The organism is Phytohabitans rumicis (assembly GCF_011764445.1).
Taxonomy (GTDB): domain Bacteria; phylum Actinomycetota; class Actinomycetes; order Mycobacteriales; family Micromonosporaceae; genus Phytohabitans; species Phytohabitans rumicis.
Map to the genome: position 1 here is coordinate 25,805 of NZ_BLPG01000003.1, position 26,256 is coordinate 52,060.

General features: G+C 71.9%; 21 protein-coding genes and 2 pseudogenes. 8 read left to right on the forward strand and 15 right to left on the reverse strand.

What is annotated here, in order from left to right; all coding sequences use genetic code 11:
• Window positions 1–93: 93 nt before the first annotated feature.
• Window positions 94–1,023 carry a CinY protein gene (locus Prum_RS48530; protein WP_246278861.1) on the forward strand — a complete coding sequence of 310 codons (930 nt, stop codon included), beginning with the start codon at window positions 94–96 and terminating at the stop codon, window positions 1,021–1,023.
• Here the strand turns inward: Prum_RS48530 and Prum_RS48535 are convergent.
• Window positions 1,020–1,631 (reverse strand): universal stress protein, encoded by a 612-nt coding sequence (locus Prum_RS48535; protein WP_173086650.1) that lies wholly within the window; start codon window positions 1,629–1,631, stop codon window positions 1,020–1,022. The two genes, Prum_RS48530 and Prum_RS48535, sit on opposite strands and share 4 nt — an antisense overlap.
• Window positions 1,632–1,808: 177 nt before the next feature.
• Here Prum_RS48535 and Prum_RS48540 point away from each other — a divergent pair, with 177 nt between their 5' ends.
• Window positions 1,809–2,168, forward strand: a complete 360-nt coding sequence (locus tag Prum_RS48540) for a CBS domain-containing protein (protein WP_173086652.1) — start codon at window positions 1,809–1,811, stop codon at window positions 2,166–2,168.
• A 57-nt stretch (window positions 2,169–2,225) separates the two neighbouring features.
• Here Prum_RS48540 and Prum_RS48545 read toward each other — a convergent pair whose 3' ends face one another.
• From Prum_RS48545 to Prum_RS48565, 5 genes and pseudogenes are all read right to left on the reverse strand, one after another.
• Window positions 2,226–3,101: a universal stress protein gene (locus tag Prum_RS48545; RefSeq protein WP_173086654.1), complete on the reverse strand. Its 876-nt coding sequence runs from the start codon at window positions 3,099–3,101 to the stop codon at window positions 2,226–2,228.
• Window positions 3,102–3,204: 103 nt separating this feature from the next.
• A pseudogene (locus Prum_RS48550) lies at window positions 3,205–4,009 on the reverse strand (universal stress protein).
• Window positions 4,006–4,988, reverse strand: a pseudogene (locus Prum_RS48555) (Acg family FMN-binding oxidoreductase). The pseudogenes Prum_RS48550 and Prum_RS48555 overlap by 4 nt, the downstream one beginning before the upstream one ends.
• Window positions 4,988–5,875: a universal stress protein gene (locus tag Prum_RS48560; RefSeq protein WP_173086656.1), complete on the reverse strand. Its 888-nt coding sequence runs from the start codon at window positions 5,873–5,875 to the stop codon at window positions 4,988–4,990. Before Prum_RS48560 ends, Prum_RS48555 begins: the two are co-directional and overlap by 1 nt.
• Window positions 5,776–6,864, reverse strand: coding sequence for an Acg family FMN-binding oxidoreductase (locus tag Prum_RS48565; RefSeq protein WP_178132705.1), 1,089 nt, complete (start codon window positions 6,862–6,864; stop codon window positions 5,776–5,778). The genes Prum_RS48560 and Prum_RS48565 overlap by 100 nt, the downstream gene beginning before the upstream one ends.
• A 315-nt stretch (window positions 6,865–7,179) precedes the next feature.
• Here Prum_RS48565 and Prum_RS48570 point away from each other — a divergent pair, with 315 nt between their 5' ends.
• The 4 genes from Prum_RS48570 (at window position 7,180) to Prum_RS55690 (ending at window position 10,698) form a co-directional block, all read left to right on the forward strand.
• Window positions 7,180–7,893 (forward strand): CBS domain-containing protein, encoded by a 714-nt coding sequence (locus Prum_RS48570; protein ID WP_173086658.1) that lies wholly within the window; start codon window positions 7,180–7,182, stop codon window positions 7,891–7,893.
• Between the two features lie 57 nt (window positions 7,894–7,950).
• On the forward strand, window positions 7,951–8,592 hold the full coding sequence (locus Prum_RS48575) for a response regulator (protein WP_173086660.1): 642 nt from the start codon (window positions 7,951–7,953) through the stop codon (window positions 8,590–8,592).
• 745 nt (window positions 8,593–9,337) lie between these two features.
• Window positions 9,338–10,528: a DUF2202 domain-containing protein gene (locus tag Prum_RS48580; RefSeq protein WP_246278862.1), complete on the forward strand. Its 1,191-nt coding sequence runs from the start codon at window positions 9,338–9,340 to the stop codon at window positions 10,526–10,528.
• Between the two features lie 53 nt (window positions 10,529–10,581).
• The gene (locus tag Prum_RS55690; RefSeq protein ID WP_371871444.1) at window positions 10,582–10,698 is read left to right on the forward strand and encodes a TusE/DsrC/DsvC family sulfur relay protein; all 117 of its coding nucleotides are present in this window, start codon (window positions 10,582–10,584) and stop codon (window positions 10,696–10,698) included.
• 34 nt (window positions 10,699–10,732) lie between these two features.
• Here Prum_RS55690 and Prum_RS48590 read toward each other — a convergent pair whose 3' ends face one another.
• Together Prum_RS48590 and Prum_RS48595 are read right to left on the reverse strand one after the other, a co-directional pair.
• Window positions 10,733–11,593 carry a universal stress protein gene (locus Prum_RS48590; RefSeq protein WP_173086662.1) on the reverse strand — a complete coding sequence of 287 codons (861 nt, stop codon included), beginning with the start codon at window positions 11,591–11,593 and terminating at the stop codon, window positions 10,733–10,735.
• 45 nt (window positions 11,594–11,638) lie between these two features.
• Window positions 11,639–12,610, reverse strand: a complete 972-nt coding sequence (locus tag Prum_RS48595; protein ID WP_173086664.1) for an Acg family FMN-binding oxidoreductase — start codon at window positions 12,608–12,610, stop codon at window positions 11,639–11,641.
• A 297-nt stretch (window positions 12,611–12,907) separates the two neighbouring features.
• On the opposite strand from Prum_RS48595, the gene adhP reads away from it, so the two are divergent.
• Complete coding sequence (gene adhP / locus Prum_RS48600; protein WP_173086666.1) at window positions 12,908–13,918, forward strand: alcohol dehydrogenase AdhP; 1,011 nt, start codon at window positions 12,908–12,910, stop codon at window positions 13,916–13,918.
• 181 nt (window positions 13,919–14,099) lie between these two features.
• The gene (locus Prum_RS48605; RefSeq protein WP_173086668.1) at window positions 14,100–14,525 is read left to right on the forward strand and encodes a PPOX class F420-dependent oxidoreductase; all 426 of its coding nucleotides are present in this window, start codon (window positions 14,100–14,102) and stop codon (window positions 14,523–14,525) included.
• 24 nt (window positions 14,526–14,549) lie between these two features.
• Here the strand turns inward: Prum_RS48605 and Prum_RS48610 are convergent, their stop codons facing one another.
• From Prum_RS48610 to Prum_RS48640, 7 genes are all read right to left on the reverse strand, one after another.
• On the reverse strand, window positions 14,550–15,734 hold the full coding sequence (locus tag Prum_RS48610) for an MFS transporter (protein WP_173086670.1): 1,185 nt from the start codon (window positions 15,732–15,734) through the stop codon (window positions 14,550–14,552).
• Window positions 15,731–16,468: a respiratory nitrate reductase subunit gamma gene (narI, locus tag Prum_RS48615; protein WP_173086672.1), complete on the reverse strand. Its 738-nt coding sequence runs from the start codon at window positions 16,466–16,468 to the stop codon at window positions 15,731–15,733. Before narI ends, Prum_RS48610 begins: the two co-directional genes overlap by 4 nt.
• Window positions 16,465–17,064 carry a nitrate reductase molybdenum cofactor assembly chaperone gene (narJ, locus tag Prum_RS48620; protein ID WP_173086674.1) on the reverse strand — a complete coding sequence of 200 codons (600 nt, stop codon included), beginning with the start codon at window positions 17,062–17,064 and terminating at the stop codon, window positions 16,465–16,467. Before narJ ends, narI begins: the two co-directional genes overlap by 4 nt.
• Complete coding sequence (narH, locus tag Prum_RS48625) at window positions 17,061–18,674, reverse strand: nitrate reductase subunit beta (RefSeq protein ID WP_173086676.1); 1,614 nt, start codon at window positions 18,672–18,674, stop codon at window positions 17,061–17,063. The genes narJ and narH overlap by 4 nt, the downstream gene beginning before the upstream one ends.
• Window positions 18,675–18,713: 39 nt before the next feature.
• Window positions 18,714–22,343, reverse strand: a complete 3,630-nt coding sequence (locus Prum_RS48630) for a nitrate reductase subunit alpha (protein ID WP_173086678.1) — start codon at window positions 22,341–22,343, stop codon at window positions 18,714–18,716.
• 187 nt (window positions 22,344–22,530) lie between these two features.
• On the reverse strand, window positions 22,531–23,517 hold the full coding sequence (locus Prum_RS48635; protein WP_173086680.1) for an Acg family FMN-binding oxidoreductase: 987 nt from the start codon (window positions 23,515–23,517) through the stop codon (window positions 22,531–22,533).
• A 23-nt stretch (window positions 23,518–23,540) separates the two neighbouring features.
• On the reverse strand, window positions 23,541–26,234 hold the full coding sequence (locus tag Prum_RS48640; protein WP_173086682.1) for a cation-translocating P-type ATPase: 2,694 nt from the start codon (window positions 26,232–26,234) through the stop codon (window positions 23,541–23,543).
• Window positions 26,235–26,256 lie beyond the last annotated feature (22 nt).

Sequence of the window (26,256 nt, forward strand, 5' to 3'; positions counted from 1 at the left end):
GGACAGAATCGGGAGCATGAACGCATAACTCGCGCCGCGGTGGCCTGCCCGGCCGGCGCCGGCTCAGACGGCGACTGCTTCGAGCCAAGGTCTGTGGACCAGCTCGCCGGCCATGGGAAGGGATTCGGCGCCGTCGGAGCTCCAGACCTCACTGAGATATCCAACCCGGCCGCACATTGCGATGACGCCGACTTCCTCGTCGGCCGCTATCCGCAGACGCGCGCCGAGGCTTCGGCGAAGCTACTTGATTGCGTCAACCATCTGCGCCGTCGCTTCCGAGAGGCGATCGACAGTGCCAAGGATCTGCTCGACGACGAGGGCCAGATCATCGGGGCCGAGGTGAATCTCGGCACCGACTGCGCGTTGGCGAACACTGAACAGCGTGCCAAGTGCGAGTCCCTGGAGGGTTTCGGTCGAGCTTTGCACGGGGCGCAGGACTTCTACTCGCACAGCAACTGGGCCGATGTGGCGGATCCATCCCGTCCGATCGGCGCTGACAACCCGCCGGGCCTGAACCTGCCGGCACCGAGCCCGGTCCTCGACCTGCGGGGCAGCGGCGCGCCAACGGTGCCGCGCGACTTGACGACCGGCTGCTTCGTGATCCGCGACAGCGTTCCTGGCGTCGGCGCATGCGAACGGCGAGTTACCCATGCCGCACTCAACAAGGACAACGGACTGGTCGATCAGAGTACGGGCGCCACCACGAGTCCGACGACGCCGCGGGGCGAGGTGGCGAGCAACTTCGCGAAGGCCGTGGCGGGTGCAATGGTCGAGACGCGCCATCAGTGGCAAGACTTCCGAGCCGCGTTGGAGACGAGTTACGGCGCGCAGAAGGGGTCGCTGATGGCCTGCGCCCTCACTCGCGACGATCCGTTGAACGACTGTCGGGGTCGCAGTCGGGCGGCCGCCGTTCTGGCCATTTCTGGTGTCCTCATTGGTGTCCTCGGCGTCGGTATCCTGTTGTTCCAGGCGCGCCGCCGACGGCACCTGAACGTGACAAATCGCAGTCCTCTGCCGCCCTAGCGCTGGCTCACAGAGTCCATAGTGGACGTTCGATCGGCGCTGACACCGGCGAGTGCGAGCGGGCATGCCGCATGGTGCAGCAGGTATTGACTCACCGCACCCGGGCGGCGGGAGTGCCGGTGCGGGGCGGTGACGACCAGCCGAGCGGTACGCGACAGCAGCGCCAGCGCAGGGCCGGTGTCGCCGGCGATGAGCGTCTGGGCGACGTCGACGTCGGGGTACTTGTCGAGCCAGCCGTGCACCGCGGCGGCGAGGATGTCGCGTTCAGTCGCCGCCTCTGCCGCGGTGCGCAGGAGGTGTTCGTGTGCGGGAAAGCGGTGCGGCGGCGGTTCCGGTGTCCAGACTCGTGCGGCGGTGACGCCCGCCCCGCAGGCGGCGGCCTCGGCGAGGGCGAACTCGTGCTCGTTGACGACTACGACGGGGCAGGCCGCGTGGGCGGCGACCGTACGGCTAGTGGAGCCGATCCGGATCCCGCGGCGGTCGCCAGCCCTGATGACGAGCATGCCAGCCTGTGTGGACTGTTCGCACAGCACGGCCGTGGCGGAACCGTCGACGACCAGGCCGCTGACCGGAGTGGCGTGCGGGCCGCGGCCCACGGCGCCGTCCACGCCGCGTGTTACCACGGCATCCGGCGACAGGTCACGATCCCAAACATTCGTACCCGAAGACGACGCGTCGGGCCGGTGGCTTGATACCCCTATTAGCGTCCCGCACGGCCGTCTGGCGCGGTCGGGTCGGAAGGCCCCGCCGCGGAGGATTTGGCCCGGCGTCCGGTGATGGAGGTGATGAGCAGTCCGGTCACGTCCGTGTCGGCGGACATGACCCTGGGTGACGCCTTGCGGGTGATGGTCCGACTGGGCCACCGCCACCTGGTGGCGGTCGACACCGATGGGCGCTGCCTCGGCGTACTGGCCGACCGCGCGGTCACGGCGGCCTGGGCGCACGATCCCAACTCGCTGTCGGTACGGCCGGTGCGTTCGGCGCTGCAGCCGGCATCGGCTGTGGTTGGTTCTCGGGCCAGGGTGCTGGACGTCGCGCGGCTGATGCGGTCGACCGGTGTCGACGCTGTCGCGGTCGCCGAGGCCGACGGTCAACCGATAGGGATCGTCACCGGCACCGACCTCGTCGCGCTGCTCGCCCGCTGAGCCGCCAGCGCGATGGCCGCCGTCCCGGCCGGGACGGCGGCCATCGGCAGTGCGTGGTCAGCTGACGGGGGCCAGTTCCCGCACGACGGCGACCGGGCAGTGCGCGTGGTGCAGCAGTTGCTGGCTGACCGAGCCGAGCAGCAGCCCGCGGAAGCCGCCGCGGCCGCGGGAGCCGACCACGGCGAGCTGCGCGCCGTGGCTCGCTTCGACCATCGCGTGGCCAGGCGAGTCGGGGACGACGTCGATGCAAAGCGGCACCTGCGGGTACTTCTCCCGCCAGCTCGCCACCAGCTCCTTGACCTCAACCCGTTCGGCGGTTTCCGCCTCCTCCAGATCGAAGTCCGGCGGCTGCCACCGGAGCGCCGGCGGGGACCAGGCGCGGACCACCCGCAGGCTTGCTTCGCGTGCCGCGGCCTGGGCGAACGCGAACTCCAGCGCCAGCAGGGCACAGTCCGAGTCGTCGATGCCCACGACAACCGGGCTAGCCGCGGCGGCGGGCTCGTCCCCGCGGACCACGACGATGGGGCAGTGCGCGTGCGCGGAGACCGAGGCGCTCGTCGAACCGATGAGCAGCTCGGCGAAGCCGCCGTGGCCGCGGCTGCCCAGCACGACCAGGCTGGAGTGCCGTGAGCGCTCCAGCAGCGCGGCCACCGCGGATCCGCCGTCGATGCCGCCGGTCACCGCCACCTGCGGGTGGGTCTGGAAGGCCGCTGTCACGGCGGCGTCGACAAGTTTCTGCGCGTCCTCGCGGAAGCCGCGGTCCGGCCAGGCCGACGGGCCCGGCGAGATGGGGCCGGCGACGGCCTGCCACTCGTATGCGTACAGGAGCGACACGGGTGTGCCGGTGCGGGCGCCTTCGTCGAGCGCCCAGCGCAAGCCGAGCTTCGCGCCCTCGGATGCGTCGTAGCCTACGGTGATGGGAAGGGTGGTCATGGCTCCTCCAAAGTGAGTCAATGGGCCGCGATGTCGCGCCGGTCGAACACTGGTAGCGCGGCGGGACCGTGGCCGGTCACCGGCGCACGGGCACAGTGGACGCTCAGCCCGACTCGGTGCGCGGATGCGCGACCAGGACAGGGCAGTGCGCGTGGTGCACCAGCGTCTGGCTGACCGAGCCGAGCAGCAGCCCCGCTGAAGCCGCCGCGGCCACGCGAGCCGACCGCGATCAGCGCCGCCTCGCGGCTCACCTCGACGAGATGCCGATCGGGCTGCAGGCCGTGGATCAGCCGCCATCCCACCGCCAACCCGGGATGAGCCCGCCGGACGGTGGCGGTTGCCGCGGACAGCACGTCCTCGGCCGCGGCCCGGGCGGCCTTCTCCGTCTCCTCGTACGTCTCCCGGACTTCGTCCAGGTCGCCGGTCCACCACACGTGCACCAGCAGCAGTTCGCCGGAGCGCAGAGCGGCCTCCTCGGCGGCGTACGCGAGGGCGTGCCCGCTGCCGGGCGAGCCGTCCACACCCACCGTGACCGGTCCGCGCGGCGCGATGCCGGGCCGTACCACCAGCACCGGGCCGCGTGCGTGGGCGGCCACCTGGGCGCCGACCGAGCCCAGCAGCAAGCCGGCGAACCCGCCGTGCCCGCGGCTGCCGACCACCACCAGGTCCGCCCGGTCGGCGGCGTCGATGAGGACGGCCGCGAGGTCGAGCATCCGCTGGGCCTCCTGATTCGGCAGCGGCAGCTCGACCGGGTACGGGTCGAGCGGCACGCCGTACCGGAACGGGTGCAGGTAGCCGTGCACCAACTCCAGCGGGAGCCCGCGCCGGACCGCGACGTCGGCGGCGTACTCGGCCGCGGTGAGGCTCGCCGGCGAGCCGTCGGCACCGGCGACCACGGGCCTGATCATGCGAGGTGTCCGGGTTCGTCGGTGACGTCGTCGGGTTCGCGTCGCGGGGTCGGCCAGCCCGGCTGGCCGTACCCGATCCGGAGCACCATCTGCGGTGCGCCGAACCGTCCCAGCCCGGTGCGGAGGCGTTCGCGGGCTGCGGGGACTTCGATGGGTTGGGAGAGCATGGAGGTGGCGAGGCCGGCGTTCGTGGCGGTGAGCAGGACGCGTTGCAGGGCCAGGCCGGCGGTGATCTGGTCGGCGGCGGTGTCGGCGGGTGTGCCGAGCACGGCGACGAGCGGTTCGGGCTCGAAGTCGCGGCCGGGGCGCGGCGGCGGTCGGCGAAGGGCCGCTGAGGGAGCAGGTCGTGGGGTTCGGTGACGGGTCCGCCGGAGGCGGCGGGGACACCGTCGGGTGCGGGTTCGTAGCGGGTCCAGCGGGCGATGGCGGCCCGGTAGCCGGGGTCGCGTTCGAGGACGCGGTTGGCGCTGTGGGCGAGCTGCCCGAACGCCTCGACGGCGGCGGTGCCGACGATGAGTTCGAGCCAGGCGGCTTCGGCTCGGGCGGCTTCGGCGAGCCGCCAGCGGATCTCGCCGGGTACCGGGTCGGGGAAGAACGGCATCCGGCTGCTGTGCCGGCGGGGGATGGCCTCGAACAGGTTATGTTCGGCCTGCGTCGCCGGGCGCGCGCGGTCCGGCACCAGCCGGGCTACCACGTCCAGGTCGTCGGGGTACGGTCGCAGGCTCACCCGGGCCGGGGTGTCCTGGACGGCCAGCGCCAACTGGATGTTGAACGCGGCGGCGCCGCAGGCGATGTGGGCGGCCCAGTCGCCGAGGTGGCCCGCTCCGGCTGGCGGCAGGGGACGGGTTCGGTCGAGGCGTACCTCGATGCCGCCGTCGTGGAGCCGGAACCGCCAGGGTTGGCTGTTGTGCAGCGACGGCGCGCGGATCGCGGCCGCGACGGCGCCGCGCAGGTCCACGGCGGTGAAACCGGTGGTGATCATTTCGGCTCTCCTTGTCGTGGGGCCTGGCGGACGACCGCGACCGGGCCGGTGGCGTGATCCAGCACGCCATGGGCGACGCTGCCGAGCACGATCCGACCCGCGGGGCCGAGCCGGCCCCGTCCGTGGTCGCCGACCACGAGCAAGCGGGCGCCGTGCGCGGCGCGCATCAGGCCGGGCACCGGCCGACCGCCGAAAACGGCGCACTTGACCGGCACCTGCGGGTACTTGTGCATCCACGGCTCCACCTGACCGCTGAGCAGCTCCAGGCCGGCGGGCATCGCGGAGAAGTGTGTGGACAGGGTCGTCTGATCGAACCAATAGTCCTCGCGGTGCTGCGTCGCGACGTGCACCGCCGCGAGCACGCAGCGGTGCCGGTCCGCCCAGTCGAACGCGAAATCAAGGGCCGCGTCGCAGTCGCCGGAGTCGTCCACGCCGACCACGACGTGCCCCAGCATGGGCGCGTCCGGCCCTGCCGTGATAGGCCGGACCACCACAAGCGGGCCCGGCGCACGGGCGGCGACGTGGTGCGCGGTGCTGCCGTACCCGCCTGGCCGGTGCCGCGCGGGTGACCCGATCACGACGAGGTCGGCGCGGGCGGCGGCGGACGCGAGCAGCGGTCCTGGCCTACCCGGCAGGACCTGCAAGGTGACGCGGTCGCTGCCCAGCCGCCTGCGGGTCGAGGCCACCGCACGGGCCAGCGGCGGGTCGAACAGTTCCAGGACCGCGAGCGGCGGTGTCGGCACCCGCAGCGCCAGCGGGTTGTCCGGCGCGGCCGCGTGGCAGATCACCAGGCGGCCACCGGTCGCGGTGGCCTCATCGACCGCCCAGGCGAGCGCCTGCCAACCTCCGCTGCCGCCGAGCCCGACGAGAATGGTTGGTCCCATGGGTTCCGCCTCCTAGCCGGTGATCTCGATGGCGTCGTCCGGGATCCGCCGGGGACCGGCGGCAGGTCGCCGGGGTTCGGACCAACCCCGACACGAACGACCAGATAGGGATCGCCGACGCCGGCGATCAGGTCACGCATGAGGCGGCGCGGCCAGGCCAATTCGATGGCGTCCGACAGCGGGGCCGCCGACAGGCCCTCCAGCACTGCGGTGAGCAGCAGCGCGGATAGCGCCTCCCCGGCGCGCAGCCAGGACGGCGGGGTGTCGTCGGCGCCGAACACCACGGCGTACGCGGCGCCGCGATCGTTGCCGACACCGGGCTCGAGGTCGGCCTCCCCGTCCAGGGCATGGTCCCGTACCGGCACCCGCCGGGGCACCTGGCGCACGGCCATCGAGGCGGGCACGCCGTCACCGGTCCACGGCGGGCGGTGCGTCCAGCGGTTGACCTCGTCGCGGTATGCCGGGTCGGCCACCTCCGCGGCCGCTGCCTGTGCCGTCGCGACGGCCAGCATCGGCATCTGGTCCTCGCGTACGACGTGCAAATAGGCACCCTCGGCCTCGACCGCCTCGCGGAGCCGGTCCAGGGCGGCCGGCGGTACGGCTATCTCACTGAACGCGCGCCGGTCGGTACGGCGGTACGGTATCGCGCCGTCGAGGGCGACTTCGTGCGGATCCGGGTCTTGGCGCCCGGTGATGCGCACCCGGGCGATCAGGTCGGCGTCGGTGACATCCGGAAATCGGGCGACTTCCGTCTGATATCCGGCGGCGGCCAAGGCGACCCGGGCGTGGTGCAGTGCGGCGCCGCAGGCGAGCGTGAGCAGCCGGCCGTCCGGGTCGGTCACGGCAAGTTGGCGGGTGCGGTCGGCGTGGAGTTCCAGCACGTCGGCGTCGATCCGCCAGCGCCAGGGCTGCGAGTTGAACGCCGAAGGCGCCCGCAGGGCGCGCTGGGCTGCCTCGGCGAGGGGCTCGATGATGTGGCGGGTGGTCATGGCGGGTGGCCTCCTGATCTGCTCAGGCCCTTACGGTGCGCCGATGGCGGGTGCCGTTTGCAGGGCCAGAGGTCCCGCGGCCGCCCGCTACCGGTCCTGATCCGTGGCGGCGATGGGCACGGTGCGGCTGATCGGCGGGGCGGGGCGGACGTCGACCGAGACCTCCCTCCATCCGACCGCGCCGGTGCAGGCCGGGCGCAGGGCCGCCTGCCACCGGCGACCGGGCCTTCCGGCCCTGACCGGCCAGCACGCGGAGCGGTGTCATGAAGGAGGAGACCTGCCGTCCCGGCGGGCGAGGTTGGAGGGAGAAGGACGATGAGGAAGTGGACGGTGGGCGAGGTCATGACGGCCGACGTCGTGGCCGTACCGGAGGACGCCACCTACCGGACGATCGTGGATCTGCTGGCCGAGCGCCGGATCAGCGCGGTGCCCGTCGTCGACGCCGATCGGCGCGTGGTCGGCGTCGTGTCCGAGGCCGACCTGCTCTACAAGGTGGAGTTCGCCGGCGCCGTGGCCGAGCGCCGGATCTTTCCCGGCCGGCACCGGACGGACCGCGAGAAGGGCGAAGGCCGGGTGGCCCGCCAGCTCATGACCAGCCCGGCGGTCACGACCAGGCCGGCGACCACGCTGCCCGCGGCCGCGCGGCTGATGGACGGCAAGCACGTCAAGCGCCTGCCGGTGGTCGACGAGCACGGTGTCCTGGTCGGCATCGTCTCCCGCGCCGACCTGTTGAAGGTCCACCTGCGCTCGGACGAGGAGCTGCGCCGCGACATCGTCGAGGACGTGCTGGGCCGGACGCTGTGGCTGGAGCCGAACGTGGTGTTCGTGAAGGTCGACGGCGGCGTGGTGACCCTGCGCGGGCACCTGGACAGCAAGACCCTTGTCGACATCGCCGCCCAGCTGACCGCCGCCGTCGCCGGCGTCGTGGCGGTCGAGGACGAGCTCACGTACGAGTTGGACGACACCGACCTGGCCACGTCCCGGTGGTACCGGTCGCACCCGTTCAGCGCCACGGGACCTTCGACCTAGGATCCCCTCGCCACTCGACCCTATGACAAGTGACGCCCGGGTCGGTACAAAGGAGGGGTGATCAGAGTTTTTCTCCTCGATGACCATGAGGTTGTCCGCCGTGGGCTGCGCGAGCTGTTGGAGCGTGAGGCTGACATCGAGGTGGTGGGGGAGTCCGGGTCGGCGCAGGAGGCGGCGCGGCGGATTCCCGCGCTGCGCCCCGACGTGGCGATCCTCGACGGCCGGCTGCCGGACGGCAGCGGCATCGACGTGTGCCGTGACGTGCGGGCCGTCGACTCCTCGATCAAGGGCTTGATCCTGACCTCGTACGAGGACGACGAGGCGCTGTTCGCGGCGATCATGGCTGGTGCCGCTGGCTATGTGCTCAAGCAGATCCGCGGCACCGACCTGGTGGACGCGGTCCGCCGGGTGGCGGCGGGCCAGTCCCTGCTGGACCCGGCGGTCACCCAGCGCGTGCTGGAACGGATCCGGCACGGGGTGGAGGAGCCGCGCGAGCTGAAGTCGCTGACCGATCAGGAGCGGCGGATCCTGGAGTTCATCGCGCAGGGGCTGACCAACCGGGAGATCGCCGGGAAGATGTTCCTGGCCGAAAAGACCGTCAAGAACTACGTGTCCAGCCTGCTGGCCAAGCTGGGTCTGGAGCGGCGCACCCAGGCCGCGGTCCTGGCCACCCGCCTGCTCGGCGAGCACAAGTACTAGATCGGCACGGACCACGAGATCTCGGTGCCCGTGGGCACTGCGGGCCGTACCTCGAATTCGCCGCCGTACTGGGCTGCCCGTTCGCGCAGGTTGATCGACCCGCCATGCGGCTCGGCGCCGGCCGCGCCGATGCCGTCTCGACAGCGACCCGGACCGCGCTCGCCTGGGCATGCCGGGCCGCATTCGACAGCGCCTCCCGGATGACGGCCAGCAGATCCGGGCGCAGGTGGTCGGGCACGGCGCTGTCGACCGGGCCGGACAGGCGCAACTCGGGTCGGAAGCCCAGCGGGCCGGCGGCCTCGGCCACCAGGTCGCGGATCTCGGTGCGCAGTGCCGCGCTCACCCCTCACGACCAGGCCGGCGGCGCCCGCCGGACCCTGCGTGTACGGAACCACCGGCACCGGATACAACGTCTTGGCGACGGTGGGTCTTGTGGTCCCGGGGACCACGGCGTACCTCTCCGGTGTCGGTGGCTCCGCCCTCTACCCGGCGGGCGCCACACCTCCACGCTGCTCCGCGGGCGACGGGGCGGGCAGGGTCCTGCGCAACCTGTTGGCGGGACCTTCGCCCCTGGGTGCCGACCTCGCGTGCCGCACACCTTCGGGCGGTTGAACGCCGGCATCACACACGACGATTCGGCCATCACGGTGGACGGGCGCCGGGTGCTGACCTTCCAGGAGCGCGAGCCGGAGCGGCTGCCTGGTCGGACCTGGGTGTCGACCTGGTCATCGAGGCCACCGGCAGGTTGCGCACCCGGGACGCCGCGGCCGGCCACCTCAAGGCCGGCGCACAACGGGTGCTGATCTCGGCTCCCGGCAAGGACGTGGACGCCACGATCGTGCTCGGCGTGAACGGCGCCGCCTACCACCCCCGGCAGCAGGTGCTGTCCGCGGCCGCGTGCACGACCAACTGCGCCGCCTCGATGGTCAAGGTGCTGCACGAGGCGTTCGGCCTCACCCGGGGCTTCCTGACCACGGTGCACGCGTACACCAACGACCAGGCCGTGCTGGACACGCCGCACAAGGATCCGCGCCGGGCCCGGTCCGCGGCCGTCAACATCATCCCCACCAGCACCGGCGCGGCGAAGGCCATCGGTCTGGTACTGCCGGAGGTCGCCGGCCGGCTCGACGGTGTCGCGCTGCGCGTACCGGTGGAAGACGGCTCGATCTGCGACCTGACGTGCGAGCTTGCCGTCCCGGTCACGGCCGCCGAGGTGAACGACGCGTTCGCGGCAGCCGCGGACCGGGACCTGGCCGGTGTGCTGCGCTACTCGGAGCGTCCGTTGGTGTCCCGCGACGTGGTCGGCGACCCGGCGTCGTGCGTCTTCGACTCTGGTCTGACCCAGGCCGCGGTGCTCGCCGCGGGTGTGGTCGGTGCCGGCGCGGTTTCGGTGCTGGCGCCGGCGTGGGCCGGTCCGGGACCAGCCGGGCCGGCAGCCGCAACGGCATCGATGCCCGGCTACGGCATGCACGGTGGGGCCAACGGCATGGGTATGCGCGGCGGCGACAGCGCCGGCATGGGCTGGGGCGGTGGCACGTGCCTATGGGCGACCGACGTCCCGTCCGGCACGCTGACCGGGGCGCAGAGGACCACCCTCGCCGCGATGGCCGAGGAGGAGAAGTTGGCCCACGACCTATACCAGGCGTTTGGCGGCAGGTACGACGCGGATGTCTTCGACCGGATCGCTGCCGCCGAGACCCGGCACCTGGCCGCGGTGCGGACGCTGCTCGACCGGTACGGCATCGCCGACCCCACCGCCGGCAAAGGCGGCCGGGCAGTTCGCCAGCGCCGACGTGCAGGCCACCTACGGCAAGTACCTCGGCGAAGGCAACGCCTCCCTGCGAGAGGCGCTCGGTGTCGGGGAGAAGGTCGAGAACTGGTCTACCAGCGCCTGCTGATGGCCTCGCAGCATCACCTGGCCGCGTTCACCCGCTGAACGGGTCGCGGGCCCGCACGACCTGACAGCTGAGTAGCCATGCCGTCACCACCATCGGCACCACGCAGGTCCACGTCGACGCGGAAGGCTTCCTGACTGACTACGACGAGTGGGACGAGGAAGTGGCCCGCCAGTTGGCCGGTCGCCAGGGGGTGGGGTCGCTCAGGTAGAGGCCGCAGGCGCAGTCGAGGGCTTCTTCGGCGGTTAACGAGCCTGCCACCACGGCGGTGATTCGTCGGGGGCGTCGTGGGCGACGTGCCGGAGCACCGCCACCGGGCAGGCGGCGTGGTGCAGCAGTTGCTGGCTGACCGAGCCGAGCAGCAGCCCGCCGAAACCGCCGCGGCCGCGGGATCCGACCACGACGAGCTGGGCGTCGTTCGACGCGGAGATCAGGGCGTTCGCGACCCCGTCGGTGGTCAGCCGCGTGGCGACCGGTACGTCGGGGTACTTCTCCCGCCAAGGGTTCACCATCGCGGTCAGTGCGGAACGCGCGGCGGACTTCATCTCGGTGTGCCGGCCCGCCGGGTCCGGCGTCCAGCCGTGGATGGCGATGAGAGCCACCGCGTGGGCGGCCGCCTCCTGCATGGCGAAGGCGAGCGCCAGCAGAGACTCCGGCGAGCTGTCGACGCCGACGACGACCGGGGTGTTGGGACGGGTCATCGGCTGCCGTGGTCGCACGACCACCACTGGGCAGTGCGCGTGCGCCGTCGCCGTGATGGCAACCGACCCCAACAGCAGGCCGGGGAAGCCTCCGCGGCCGCGGTGGCCGAGCACGACCAGCCGGGCGTTGCGGGATTGCTCGATCAGCGCCGGCGTGGCCGCGGTGTCCACCACCTCGGTGGTGATGCGCATGCCTGGACGCACCGCGCGGGCCGCGCCAGCGGCTGTATCCACCACCTCCTTGGCGCGGCCCAACACGCCGATGTCGGGGTGGGCGGGCCATTCGATCGCGTACACCAGATGGAGTCTTGGGCCGGTGCGGGATGCCTCCTCCACGGCCCACTGCAGCGCGGCCTGAGCTCCGGCGGAGTCGTCGTATCCCACGACGATGGGTCTGTCAGTCATGGCATCCTCCTTGGCCTGCCATGGTGGGTCTGCACGCCACCACCTCTATGGGGCGTCGATGACGTCGTCGACGTCGCGCCGGGGCGTTGGCCAGCCGGGCTGGCCGAAGCCGATGCGCAGGACCATCTGCGGGCTGCCGGCCCGCCTGATCGCCTGGCGGAGCTGTTCCCGGACGGTGGGCACCTCGATCGGCTGGGAGAGCATCGACGCGGCGAGGCCGGCCTCGGTGCCGGTGAGCAGGACGCGTTGCAGGGCCTGCCCGGCGGTGATCTGGTCAAAGACGGTGTCACCCGGGGTACCGAGCACGCCCAGCAGCGGTTCGGGCTCGAAGTCCCGGCCGGGAGCGCGCGGCAGTTCCCCGAACGGCCGCTGCGGCAGCAGGTCCTGCGGTTCGGCGATCGGGCCGCCGGCGAAGGCGGGCACGCCGTCCGGCGCCTGCTCCTGCCGTGTCCACCGGGCGATGTCGGCCCGGTATTGCGGGTCGCGGCTCAGCGTCCGGTTGGCGCTGTGCGCCAGCTGCCCGAGGGCCTCGACGGCCGCTGTTCCGGTCACCAGCTCCAGCCAGGCGCCTTCGGCCTGCGCGGCCTCGGTCAGCCGCCACCGCGAATGACCTGTGACGGGGTCGGGCCAGAACGGCAGCCGGTTGCTGTGCCGGCGGGGGATGACCGCGAACAGGATCTGCTCCGCTGGAGCCGCCGGGCGCGGCGTGCCCGGTGTCAGGCTCGCGATCACATCCGGTTCTTCGGGGTACGGCCGCAGCCGTACCCGGGCGGGTGTGCCGCGTACGGCGAGGGCGAGGCGCATGTTGAACGTGGCCGCGCCGCACGCGATGTTCACCGCCCAGTCGGCGGCGATACCCGGCCCGGTGGACGGCACCGGCCGGCTGCTGTCAACGCGTACCTCGATGGCACCGTCACGCAGCCGGAAGCGCCACGGTTGGCTGTTGTGCAGCGACGGTGCACGGACGGCGGCCGCTACGGCGGTGCGCAGATCCGCGTCTACGAAGGTCCTGATCATTCCTACTCACCTCGCCATCACGCCGACCTCGCGGACGACGGCAATGGCCTCTAGCCAGGCAGTGGGCCGGAGGTTCGTGCCAACCAGACTTCCGGTTGTGGCCGGCGCCCGTGCAGGGCCACACGTCCCGACCGGCCAGGCACACCGCCTTCACCAGGCATCCGCAGGGCCGGGCCTGTGACGCAAAGGACCCGATCAGGACGTGCTGTTAGGCCCGCATCGCCGGTACCAGTGGCCCTGACCGGCGTCGCGCCCCGCGACGACGCTTGGCGTGAACAGAACGGTGGAGGAGGAACCATGAGAGCGTCGGTCGTCACCAGCTTCGAGGCGCCGCTGCAGATCCAGGAACTGCCGGTACCCGAGCCGGGTGCCGGGCAGGTGCTGGTCCGGATCGAGGCCAGCGGGCTGTGCCACACCGACATCCACGCCGCGCGGGGCGACTGGCCGGTCAAGCCGAGCCTGCCGTTGATCCCGGGCCACGAGGGCGTCGGCATCGTCGAGCAGACCGGCCCCGGCGTGACGCAGGTCGCTGTCGGTGACCGCGTAGCGATCCCGTGGCTCGGGTACGCCTGCGGGGTGTGCGACTACTGCGTCAGCGGCCGCGAGACGCTGTGCGAGTCGCAGAAGAACACCGGATACGGTATGAACGGCGGTCACGCCGAGTACGCCGTCGCGTATGCCCGGCACGTGGTGAAGGTGCCGGACGGGGTCAGCCCCCTCGAAGCCGCGCCGCTGACCTGCGCCGGTGTCACCACGTACAAGGCGATCAAGGTGGCCGGCGTGCGCCCCACCGAGCGGGTGGCGATCTTCGGGATCGGCGGCCTGGGACACATGGCCCAGCAGTACGCCCAGATCTTCGGTGGCGACACCATCACCGTCGATGTGACGGAGGAGAAGCTGGCGCTTGCGCGCGAGCTCGGCGCGGCCCACGTGGTCAACGCCAAGCAGAGCGACCCGGTCGCGGCTATCAAGGCGCTGGGCGGCGCAGACGTGGCGGTCGTGCTGGCCGCATCGCCGACCGTGCTGGAGCAGGCGCACGCCTCGCTGCGCCGCGGTGGCCGGCTCGTGCTCGTGTCCCTGCCGAAGGACAACACGATGCGGCTGCCGATCTTCGAGACCGTCCTGGGTGGACTGTCGGTGATTGGGTCCATCGTCGGCACCCGCCAGGATCTGGCCGAGGTGTTCGCGCTGCACGCCGCCGGGCGTACCAAGGTGGAGCTGCAGACCCGCAAGCTGGAGGACGTCAACCAGGCCATCGAGGACGTGCTCGCGGGCAAGGTCACCGCCCGCGTGGTGTTCGAGTTCTGAGCGGCGGACAACCGCGGCGGGCCGTCGCGCATCGTCGACATGCTTGTCGGTGAGCAGCTGCCCCGAATCTGCTGAAGTCACGGCGGTGAGTGGTGGGCGCCGTGTGCGCCGCTGTGTCGTCCGCGTTTGGGCCGTCCGCCGAGTAGCCGGCGGCTACTGTTCGGGTAGGGAGGCGATCGCGGTGGTCAACATTCCGGCGGCGGCCCGAGCGGTGATCGAGTCCGGACGTCTGGCTCATCTGGTGACGGTCAACGTGGACGGCAGCCCGCACGTGACGTGTGTCTGGGTCGGGCTCGAAGACGGGGAGATCGTGGTCGGCAAGCTCGCGGTCGATCAGAAGGTCCGCAACATCCGCCGTGATCCCCGCGTGTCGCTGTCCATCGAGGCCGAGGGCGACCAGTACGGAATGCAGCACTATCTGGTTGTCGAGGGCACTGCTCGCGTTGACGAGGGCGGCGCGCCGGCCTTGCTCAGGCACCTCGCGCAGCGGTACATCGGTCCGGGCACGGAGTTTCCACCGATGCCCAACCCGCCGCAGGGCTACGTGATCCGGATAAGCCCGACCAGAGTGCGGGGCATGGGCCCGTGGGGCACGACCCTGCGCTGATCCCGAGAATGTCGCAAGCGAGGCTTAGCCTCGACTCGGCAGACTCCGGGCTAGGCCGGCCATTTTGACGGCGGTGTAGACGGCGGCGGCGAGGGCGACGTCGGACAGCAGCATCAGGCCGATGGCATACGAGCCTTCGACGCCGTACACCCAGCCCATGACCAGCGGCGGGACGAAGCCGCCGAGCCCGCCGGCGGCGCCGACCAGGCCCGTGACGGTGCCGACCTTGTCGGCGGGGGCGATCTTGCCGACGAGGGCGAAGACGGCACCGCTGGCGGCGCCGAGCAGCGCGGCCATGGCGAGGAAAGCGATGGTGCCGAGCGGGATGAGCGGCGGTTGGAACGCCTGGACGACGGCGAACAGGGCGGTGCCGGAAAAGCACCAGACGAGCACTGGTACGGGGTGGAACCGGTCGGACAGCCAGCCGCCGGTGGGCCGGGCGATGACGGCGAGGACCACGAACCCGGCGGTGCGCAGGGCGGCGTCGTTGGTGGACAGGTCGTACGTGGTGCGCAGGTAGGCGGGTAGGTAGACGCTGAAGGCGACGAACCCGCCGAAGCCGACGGCGTAGAGGGCGCACAGCTGCCAGGTGACGGTGAGTCGAGCTACCTCGGTGAGGCGGGCAACGGCCGAGCCGGTCGGGCGTTGCCGGTTCGGGTTGTCGCGGATGAACAGCCACGCCACGACGGCGTAGCCGGCGAGGATGGCGGCGACGAGGAGGAACGGGGTCTTGGCGCCGTATGCGTCCGACAACCGAACGGTGGTGAAGTTGGAGATGGCGGTGCCGCCCATGCCGACGCCGAACACGCCGAGGGCGAAGCCGCGGCGGGCCGGTGGGTACCAGCCGGAGACCAGGGGTACGCCGACGGCGAAGGCGGTGCCGCCGATGCCCAGGAAGAACCCGGCCACGATCATCGCGGCGTAGGAGTCCTGCACCCAGGCCAGTGTGAGCACCGGTGCGATGGTGACGAGGCTGACGGCCGGAAACATTATCCGGGCACCGAACCGGTCGGTCAGCGCGCCGACGGGGATCCGACCGACCGAGCCGACGACGACAGGGACGGCGACGAGCAGGGACTGGGCGGCGAAGCTGAGGTCGAGGCGTTCCTTCACGCCGGGGCCGAGCGGGCCGAGCAGCGCCCAGGCCCAGAAGTTGACCAGGAACCCGGCGGTGGCCAGCACCAGGTTCCGGTTCGCGGTGGTGGTCATCGCCTGCCTCGCAGGGTGGGTGGGGTGTCCCAGCCGCGCCGGGCGGCCCGCAGCCCGGGGCGGGCCTCGCGGCTGCGGTACACCACGTACGGGCGGGTGAGGTAGCCGACGGGGGCACTGAACGCGTGCACCAGGCGGGTGAACGGCCAGAACGCGAACAGTGCGAACGCGGCGACGATGTGGATCTGGAAGCCGAGCGGCACGCCGGCCATCACGTCCGGGTCCGGGCTGAAGTAGAACAGCGAACGGAACCAGGGTGAGATGGTTTCCCGGTAGTCGTAGCCGTGGCCGGCGACGTTGGCGCGCACGGTGGCCCAGAGGCCGAGCACGATCACCGCGGCCAGCACGACGTACATGGCTTTGTCGTTCTTGGTGGTGGCGGCGAAGACCGGGCCGGTGAGCCGGCGCCGGGCGATGAGGATGGCCAGGCCGATCAGCGTGCAGAAGCCGGCCACGGTGCCGATGAACACGGCCATCAGGTGGTAGGTGTCCTCGCTGATGCCGACCGCCTCGGTCCACGATGTGGGGATCACCAGCCCACCGATGTGTCCGATGAGGACCATCAGCACGCCGAAGTGGAACAACGGGCTGCCCCAGCGCAGCACGGCCGTCTCGTACAACTGGGACGAGCGGGTGGTCCAGCCGAACTTGTCGTAGCGGTAACGCCAGATGGTGCCGCCGGCCAGCACCGCGATGGACAGGTACGGGTACACGACCCACAGCAGCACGTTCATCGGGCGACTCCGTACGGCTCCAGGCCGACCAGCTCGGCGGGCGGGCCGGTGCGGGCCAGGCGGGCGGCGGCAGTGATGTCACCGGGCTGGGCGGGCGGGAGCATGGCCCGTACGGCCTCGATTGCGTGCCGGTACTCGGATTTCTGCGCGGTGAGCGCCTCGGCGAGCAGGTCCAGGCCGACCCGGTTCTCGCGCAGCAGCCGCCAGCCGCCGTCGTGCAGCGCGGCCAGATCCAGCACCGCCGGCAGGTAGTCGGGCAGTTCGCCGTCGACGACCGTGAGGCCGGCGGCCTTGTACGCGGCGGCGAACAGCACCAGCGCCTCCCCCCGGCGCCGGGTGTCGCCGGCGGTGTAGTAGGTCAGGTGCAGGCAGTAGCGGCGGCGGAAGTCGAACAGCTCCACGTAGCCGGCGGTGAGCCGGCCCGGGTCGGTATCAGCGCGATGGGCGGCCAGTGTCCTCAATGGACCGGCAACCGGCTCCGGCAGGTCGTCGAGCGCCGCGCGCAGGGTCGGCAGTGTGGCGAGGACGTCGGCGTCGGGGTACCGCAGCAGCAGGGATGCCGCGCGGGCGGCGACGGCCCGCTGCGTGGCGTTCATCGGTCGTCCTCGCGGGGCGGGAAGAGCCCTTCGGGCCGGCCCTTGCCGTCCCAGTTGAGCAGGTTGACGCGGGCCGGCGTGTCCGCCGTCTGGCGTGAACGCTGCGCGTGGAAGGTCTCCACGGAGATCGGCGCGGGCCCGCCGGACGCCTCCCCGAAGGGGCCGGATGTGCCGACCGGGCACTCGGTGCCGAGCGCTTCGAGGTGGTGCGCGTCTTCGGCGTGTGCGGCCGGGATCACGTACCGTTCCTCGTACTTGGCGATCGCGAGCAGGCGGTACATGTCGTCGATGTCGGCGCCGGTCATGCCGACGGCGGCGGCGATGGACTCGTCCCGCGGTTCGCCCAGGTTGATCCGCCGCTGGTAGGCGCGCATGGCGGCGAGCCGGTGCAGCACCGCGGTGACCGGTGCCGGGTCGCCGGCGGTGAACAGGCCGGCCAGGTAGTCGGTCGGGATGCGTAGCGCGTCGACCGCGCCGAACAGGTTCGTGGCGTCCTCGCCGTCGTGACCGGTGTCGCGCAGCACGTCGACCACCGGGGACAGCGGCGGGATGTACCAGACCATCGGCATCGTGCGGTACTCCGGATGCAGGGGCAGCGCGACCTCGTACCGCATGATGAGGTCCCACACGGGTGAGCGGGCGGCGGCGTCGATCCAGTCGTCCGGGATGCCGGCGCGCTGCGCCTGCGCCACGACCGCGGGGTCGCGCGGGTCGAGGAAGACCGAGCGCTGCGCGGCGTACAGGTCGGTCTCGTGCTCGGTGGCGGCGGCGCGGGCGACCGCGTCCGCGTCGTACAGCATCAGGCCGATGTAGCGCAGCCGGCCCACGCAGGTCTCCGAGCAGATCGTCGGCTGGCCGATCTCGATGCGCGGGAAGCAGAACGTGCACTTCTCCGCCTTGCCGGTGCGGTGGTTGAAGTACACCTTCTTGTACGGGCAGCCGGTCACGCACATCCGCCAGCCCCGGCAGCGGTCCTGGTCCACCAGGACGATGCCGTCCTCGGCGCGCTTGTAGATCGCGCCGGACGGGCAGGACGCCGCGCACGAGGGGTTCAGGCAGTGCTCGCAGATGCGCGGCAGGAAGAACAGGAACGCCTTCTCGTACTCCTGGCGTACCCGGTCGGACACCTGGGCGAGCACCGGGTCGCCGGCCGCGATCTGGTTGCCGCCGGCCAGCGAGTCGTCCCAGTTGGCCGACCAGGTGACCTTGGTGTCTCGGCCGGTGAGCAGCGACTTGGGCCGGGCGACCGGGGTGTCGTCGCTGGCGGGCGCGGTGATCAGGTGCTCGTAGTCGTACGTCCAGGGCTCGTAGTAGTCCTGAATGGACGGCAGCTTGGGGTTGGCGAAGATGGACAGCAGTCGCTTGATCCGGCCGCCGGAGCGGGGCTTGAGCCGACCGCGGCGGGTGCGGACCCAGCCGCCCTGCCACCGCTGCTGGTCCTGGTACGTGCGCGGGTAGCCCTGCCCGGGCCGGCTTTCCACGTTGTTGAACCAGACGTACTCGACGCCGGAGCGGTTGGTCCACGCCTGCTTGCAGGTCACCGAGCAGGTGTGGCAGCCGATGCACTTGTCGAGGTTCATCACCATCGCCATCTGGGCCATGATTCTCATGGTCGACCTCCGGTCGAACGCCGCATCACACAGTGCTCCCTAATAAGAAACCGACTGGGAACGGCGGCGGATCACGGTCACCTCGTCGCGCTGGTTGCCGGTCGGGCCGAGGTAGTTGAAGGCGAACGACAGCTGGGCGTACCCGCCGATCAGGTGGCTGGGCTTGATGAGCAGCCGGGTCAGCGAGTTGTGGATGCCGCCGCGGCGCCCGGACGTCTCCGCCTTCGGTACGTCGATGACGCGTTCCTGGGCGTGGTACATGTAGACGGTGCCCTCGGGCATCTTGTGGCTCACCACGGCGCGGCAGACCACGACGCCGTTGCGGTTGACGGCCTCGATCCACTCGTTGTCCCGGACGCCGATCTTCGCGGCGTCGGCCTCGCTCATCCAGATCGTCGGCCCGCCCCGGGACAGCGTCAGCATGATGAGGTTGTCCTGGTACTCGGAGTGGATGGACCACTTCGAGTGCGGCGTCAGGTACCGCACCGTCAGCTCGAGCTCCCCGTTGCGCCCCAACCGCGGCTCACCGAACAGCTTGTGCATGTCCAGCGGTGGCCGGAACACCGGGAGCTGTTCGCCGAGTTCGGCGATCCAGTCGTGGTCGAGGTAGAAGTGTTGCCGGCCGGTGAGGGTGTGCCAGGGCTTGAGCCGTTCGACGTTGATGGTGAACGGCGAGTAGCGGCGACCGCCGTGTTCGCTGCCGGACCACTCGGGGCTGGTGATGACCGGCACCGGCCGGGACTGGGTGTCGGCGAAGCGGATCTGCTTGCCCTCGTGCTCGGCGGCCAGGTCGGCCAGCCGCTGTCCGGTGCGGTGTTCCAGGAACCGGAAGCCTTCGGTGGCGACCCGCCCGTTGGTGGTGCCGGAGAGGGCGAGAATGGCCTCGCAGGCGCGGATGTCGGTGTCCAGCCGTGGCCGGCCGTCGACCGTGCCGTTGATCCTGCCGAGCTGCTCGACCTCCGGGTTGACGTCGACCGTGACTCCTTTGGTCGTGGTGCCCAGTCGATCCAGCAGCGGGCCGAGCGTGGCCATCTTGTCGGCGATGGCGCCGTAGTCGCGCTCCACCACGACGAATTTCGGCATGGTGCCACCGTCCGCCCAATCCCGCACCACCCCGTGCGGCGTCGCCATCGCATCCGGAGTGTCGTGCAGCAGCGGGGCAGCCACGAGGTCCTTGCGCACGCCCAGGTGCGCACCGGCCAATGTGGCGAACGCGCGGGCGATGCCGTGGAACGCGGCGAAGTCGGTGCGGGTCTGCCAGGGCGGGCTGATCGCCGGCGTGAACGCGTGGATGAACGGGTGCATGTCGGTGGTGTTGAGGTCGTGCTTCTCGTACCAGGTGGCGGCCGGCAGCACCACGTCGGAGAAGAGGGTCGTGGAGGTCATCCGGAAGTCCAGCGACAGCAGCAGGTCGAGCTTGCCCTCGGGCGCCTCGTCCCGCCACACCACGTCCCGCGGCCGCTTGTCCGGCGGGGCTTCGGCCGCGCGTAGCGAGGCGTCGGTGCCGAGCAGGTGGCGCAGGAAGTACTCATTGCCCTTGGCCGACGAGCCGAGCAGGTTGGCCCGCCACACGGTCAGCACCCGGGGCCAGTTCCGCGGCGTGTCCGGGTCCTGGCAGGCGAAGCCGAGCCGGCCGTCCTTTACGGAGTCGGCGACGTGTGTGGCGGGATCGTCCGGGGCGGCGGCGAGGGCCTCGTCGGCCACGTCGAGCGGGTTGCGGTCGAAGGTGGGCATGCTGGGCATCCAGCCCAGCCGCGCCGACTGGGCCAGCAGGTCCGCCGTGTGCCGGCCGGCGAAGCGGCCCTCGCCCAGCGGCGAGGCCAGCGCCCCGGCGCTGTACTGGTCGTAGCGCCACTGGTCGGTGTGCAGGTACCAGTACCCGGTGCCGATCATCTGCCGGGGCGGCCGGGACCAGTCCAGCCCGAACGCCAGGTGCGCCCAGCCGGTCACCGGCCGGCACTTCTCCTGCCCGACGTAGTGCGCCCAGCCACCGCCGTTGACGCCCTGGCAGCCGGTCAGCGTGGTCAGCGCCAGCATCGCCCGGTAGATGGTGTCGGAGTGGAACCAGTGGTTGGTGCCGGCGCCCATGAGGATCATCGAACGGCCGCCGGAGCGCTCGGCGTTGTCCGCGAACTCCCGGGCGACCCGGGCCACGGCGGCCGCCGGCACCCCGGTGATCGGCTCCTGCCACGCCGGCGTGTACGGCTCCGAACCGTCCTCATAGGACGATGGCCAGCGCCCGGGCAGTCCCGGCCGGGCCACGCCGTACTGGGCCAGCATCAGGTCGTAGACGGTGGTGACCAGCCGGCCGGCGACCTCGGCGGTCGGCACCCCGCGGCGCAGCACCTCCGGTGGGTCCGTGTCGAAGCGCGGCAACACCACCTCGACCGCGGCGCCGCCGGCGCAGCTGAGCCGCGGCTCGATGCCGTCCAGGTCCAGGTGCCACCGGCCCATGCCGGTGGCGCCGAACCGGTGCCCGAGCGAGCCGCCCGGCACCGCCGGCCCGTCCGCGCCGGAGTCCCACATCACCGGCCGGAACGCGGCCGCCTTCCCGTCCTCGCCCAGGTCCGCGGCGGTGAGGAACTTGCCCGGCCGGTAGCCGCCGCCGTCCACCGGCTCCAGCGTGATCAGGTACGGCAGGTCGGTGTACCGGCTCACGTAGTCGGCGAACCTCGGCGTGGTCCGCTCGACGAAGAACTCCTTGAGGATGACGTGTCCCATCGCCATCGCGAGGGCGCCGTCGGTGCCGGGCTGGGCGGGCAGCCACTCGTCGGCGAACTTCACGTTGTCGGCGTAATCGGGCGAGACGACCACGACCTTCTGGCCGCGGTAGCGGGCCTCCGCCATCCAGTGCGCGTCCGGGGTACGGGTCACCGGCACGTTGGAGCCCCACATGATCAGGTAGGCGGCGTCCCACCAGTCCCCGGACTCGGGCACGTCGGTCTGGTCGCCGAACATCTGCGGCGAGGCCACCGGCAGGTCCGCGTACCAGTCGTAGAACGACAGCATGGTCCCGCCGATCAGCGAGATGAACCGTGCCCCGACCGCGTGCGAGACCATCGACATCGCCGGGATCGGGGAGAACCCGGCCACCCGGTCGGGGCCGTACTCCTTGATGGCGTGCACGTGCGCCGCCGCGACGATCTCCTGCGCCTCGTCCCACGAGATCCGGACCAGGCCGCCCTTGCCGCGCGCCTTCTGGTACACCCGGCGCCGCTCCGGGTCGGCCTGGATGTCCGCCCAGGCCGCCACCGGGTCGCCGAGGCGCGCCTTGGCCTCCCGGTACATCTGCACCAGCACGCCCCGGGCGTACGGGTAGCGCACCCGGGTGGGGGAGTAGGTGTACCAGGAGAACGCCGCGCCACGCGGGCAACCACGCGGCTCGTACTCCGGCCGGTCCGGGCCGACCGACGGGTAGTCGGTCTGCTGCTGCTCCCAGGTGATGATGCCGTCCTTGACGTACACCTTCCAGGAGCAGGACCCGGTGCAGTTCACCCCGTGCGTGGAGCGCACCACCTTGTCGTAGGACCACCGGTCCCGGTAGAACGCGTCCGCCTGGCGCCCACCGATCTGGTACAGGGCGCGTCCGTCCGGGGACACCTGCGCCCGACGGACCAGCCCACCCACGCGGAGCAGAGCCCGCCCCGCCGCGCCAGCCGACTCAGACATACGCCTCAAATCCCTCAGTTTGTGACCTTCTGACCACGTTGATGCACGGGAAGCGCGGTCGCAACCGGAATGCCGTGATCCATTCCAGTCGGTTGTCGAAACGTTGACGAGGGTCCAAGGTCCCGACCCGGGCGGCCGCCGGTCCCCTCAGGCGGTCATGGCGTTCCTCCTGGGCCCTGGTTGCCGGTCAGCCGGTGACGACGTCGATGGTCTGGGCGCCGGGCAAGCGTGGGGTGTGTGGCGGTCCGGCCACGTCCGGGTCGGCGAGGCCGAGGCGCAGTACGAGGTACGGGTAGCCGATACCGCTGATGACGCGGCGCAGCGCCTCGCGGGTGGCGGGCAGTTCGATGACCGAGCTGAACGGCAGCACGGTCAGGCCCTGTTCGGTCGCGGCGAGCCAGCTGGCCGACAGTGCCTCGCCGGCGCGCAGCCAGTCGGCTGGTTCGTCGCCGGGGCCGTACAGCATCGCGTAGACGGCGGCCCGGTCGTGGCCGGCGCCGACAGACAGCGTGCCGGCCCGGACGAAATCACGACCGGGCACGGTGGTCTCCGGCGCGCGACTGGGGATCACCGCGTCCGGGACGCCGGTGCCGTCGGGCCGGTCGCCGCCGATCCAGTACGCCAGTTCGGTGCGCTGCTGCTCGTCCTCGGTCTCCGCCTTGTCGGCGTGGGACGCGGCGGCGGCCAGGTCGAGGACCTGATCGGTGGTGAGCACGTGCAGTTCCAGGCCCTCGGTGTGGACCGTGCGCCGGATCTCCTCGATCGCGGCTGGCCCGACGGGTGTGTCGCTGACCGGCCGCCGGTCGGTGTGTCGCAGTCGCGCGGCCTGGAACAGGCGCATGGCCTGCGGGGTCACCGGGGTGCGCTCGCCGATGGTGATCCGAGCCAGGTGGTCCGGGTTGGCGGGGTCCGGCATCCGGGTGACGTCGGGCGCCCGGCCTTCGGTCGCCAGTGCGACCCGGGCGTGGTGCAGGGCGGCGCCGCAGCTGATGGTCAGCAGCCGCCCGTCCGGGTCGGCGACCCGCAGCTGCCGGTCCCGCACCGCGATCAGGTCCAACGCGTCCGTGGTCACGCGCCAGCGCCATGGTTGCGTGTTGTGCACCGACGGTGCGTACCCGGCCGCGGCGGCGGCCTCGGCGAGCACCGCGGCGGCCGGACGCTCGGCTGTGGTCATCTGCCTCAACTCCTTAGTCAGCCTCATCGTGACCGCCCGGGCGGGCGGTGGTGTCCGAAACCGCTCAGCCGGAGCGTGAGTCCGGGCAGCGTCGCGACCGCCGCGCAGGCCACCAGCTCGGCGGCGGTCAATGGCTCGGTGCCCAGCAGTTCGCGCAGCGGCGGCAACAGCACGCCCGCGACCTGCAGCAACGCCGACACCCCCACCGCTGCCAGCAGCGCGGGATTGCGCGGGCGGCCACGCCAGCGCCGTACCCCGGCGCGTCGATCATGGATTTCCCCGTCGATCATGGGCGAACGGCTGTGGTTTGATCTCCAATCCACGACCGTTTGCCCTTGATCGGCGGACAAGACCTTGATCGGCGTACGCGGGTCCTTGATCGGCGTACGCGACGCCCGGACGGCCAGCGCGACGCCGAGTTGGGCGAGGCCGAGCACGACGAAGACGATCGACTGCCAGGGCCGGTCCAGCGCGTCGGCGGCGATCCCGGCGCCGAGCACGACCGCGGCGAGCAGCCCTCCGGTGAGCAGCACGGCCCGCAACAGCCCGGCGCCGAGCACCGACTCCTGCGGCGAGCGCGGCGCCCGGCGCATGGTGCCCGGCTCGGCCGGCTCCGCGCCCAGCGCCACCCCGGGAACGCCGTGGGTGAGCAGGTTGACCCAGAGGATCTGGGCCGGCAGCAGCGGCACCGCCAGCCCGAACGCCGGACCGAGCAGCATCACCAGGATCTCGGCCAGGCCGCCGGACAGCCCGTAGCGCAGGAAGCGGCGGATGTTGTCGTAGATGCGGCGACCCTCCCGGACCGCGGTACCTACCGTGGCCAGGTTGTCGTCGACGAGCACCAGGTCGGCGGCCTGCCGGGCGACCTCGGTGCCGCCGCCCATGGCCACGCCGATGTCCGCGCGGCGCAGGGCCGGTGCGTCGTTGACCCCGTCTCCGGTCATCGCCACGACGTGCCCCCGAGCCTGCAAGGCGGTGACGATGTCCAGCTTCTGCTCCGGCTGGATCCGCGCGAACACCCGTACCTCGTCGGCGGTGCGCGGGTCGATCGCCCCGTCATCGCCGCGGGCGACCGCGTCGCCCGCGGCCCAGATGCCCAGCCGCCCACCGATCGCCGCGGCCGTGGCGGCGTGGTCCCCAGTGATCAGGACGAGCCGGATACCGGCCTCGCCAAACGCCGCGGCGATGTGCGGTGCGGTCTCCCGTACCGGGTCGCCGACCGCCACCAGGCCGACCAGGCGCAGCCCGCGCACGGTCCGCGGATCCGGCAGGGCGGGTACGACCGCGGTGGCGACCGCGAGGACGCGCAGCCCTTCCTCCGCCAGCCGCTGGGCCTGCGGCAGGGCGTCCGCCGGTACGTCGTCGAGGAACGGGCTCGCCAGCACCGACTCCGGCGCGCCCTTGCAGACCACCAGGTAGCCGCCGTCCGGGTGGCGGTGCACCGTCACCATCCGCCGGGTCTCCTGCTCGAACGGTTCCTCGGCCACGCGCGGCCAGGCGGCGCGCTCGGCGGCCGGGTCGAGGCCGCTGCGGGCCGCGAACGCCACCAGGGCGGCCTCCAGGGGGTCGCCAACGGCGGTCCACTGTGGGCGATCGTCACCGGGTGGGGCGAGCGTGGCGTCGCTGCACAGCGTCGCCGCCCGGGCCAGATCGCGTAGCGACGATCCGGGCTCCACTGTGCAGGTGTCGGCGGCGTCGCGCAGCTCCCCGTACGGGGCGTACCCCTGGCCGCGTACCCGGTAGTGCTCGCCGCCGGCGGTGACCGCACGTTGGACGGCCATCCGGCCCTCGGTCAGCGTGCCGGTCTTGTCGGAGGCCACGACGGTGACCGAGCCGAGCGTCTCCACCGCGTGCAGCCGGCGGGGGATCGCCCGCAGACCGGCCATCCGGCGGGCGCCCAGCGCCAACGCGAGTGTGACCACCGCGGGCAGCGACTCCGGGACCGCCGCGACGACCAGACTGACCGCGGTGATCGCCATGTCCACCAGGGGTCGGCCCGCGGCCAGACCGAGCACGAGCACGACGGCGGACAGGACCACCGCGGTGAGACCGAGCACCCGGCCGAGGGCGGTCAGCCGGCGCTGCAGCGGTGTCGGCCCGGGCCTGGTCGTGGCGACCAGGGTCGCGATGCGCCCCAGGGCGCTTGCCGGGCCGGTGCGGACCACCGTGCCCACGCCGCGCCCGGTGACCACGACCGTGCCGGCGAACGCCTCATCGCCGGCACCGCGGTGCACCGGGACCGATTCGCCGGTCAGCGCGGCCTCGTCCACCTGGAGTCGGTGCGCGGCGTCCAGCCGCAGGTCGGCCGGGATCACGTCGCCAGGCTCCAGGTGGACGAGGTCTGCGCGGACGAGGTCGGCCGCCGGCACCACCTGGTCCACGCCGTCGCGCATCACCCGGGCGGTCGGCGCGGCCATCCGGTCCAGCGCGGCGATGGCCCGGTCCGCGCGGACCTCCTGGGTCACTCCGATCACCGTGTTGACAATGACGACGAGCGCGATGATCGCGGTGTCCGGAAAGTCGCCCAGCGCCGTAGTCACCACCCCCGCGGCCAGCAGCAGCGCGACGAGTGGGTCGGTGAGCTGGTGCAGGATCCGGGTGGCCAGGTGCCGGCGGGGTGGCTCGGTGACGGTGTTCGGCCCGTCGGCACGGAGCCTGGCCGCCGCGACCTGGGCGGTGAGCCCACGCGCCGCTGCCGGTGCCGTCGTCATCGCCATGCTTACAGCGTGTTCTGGCGCG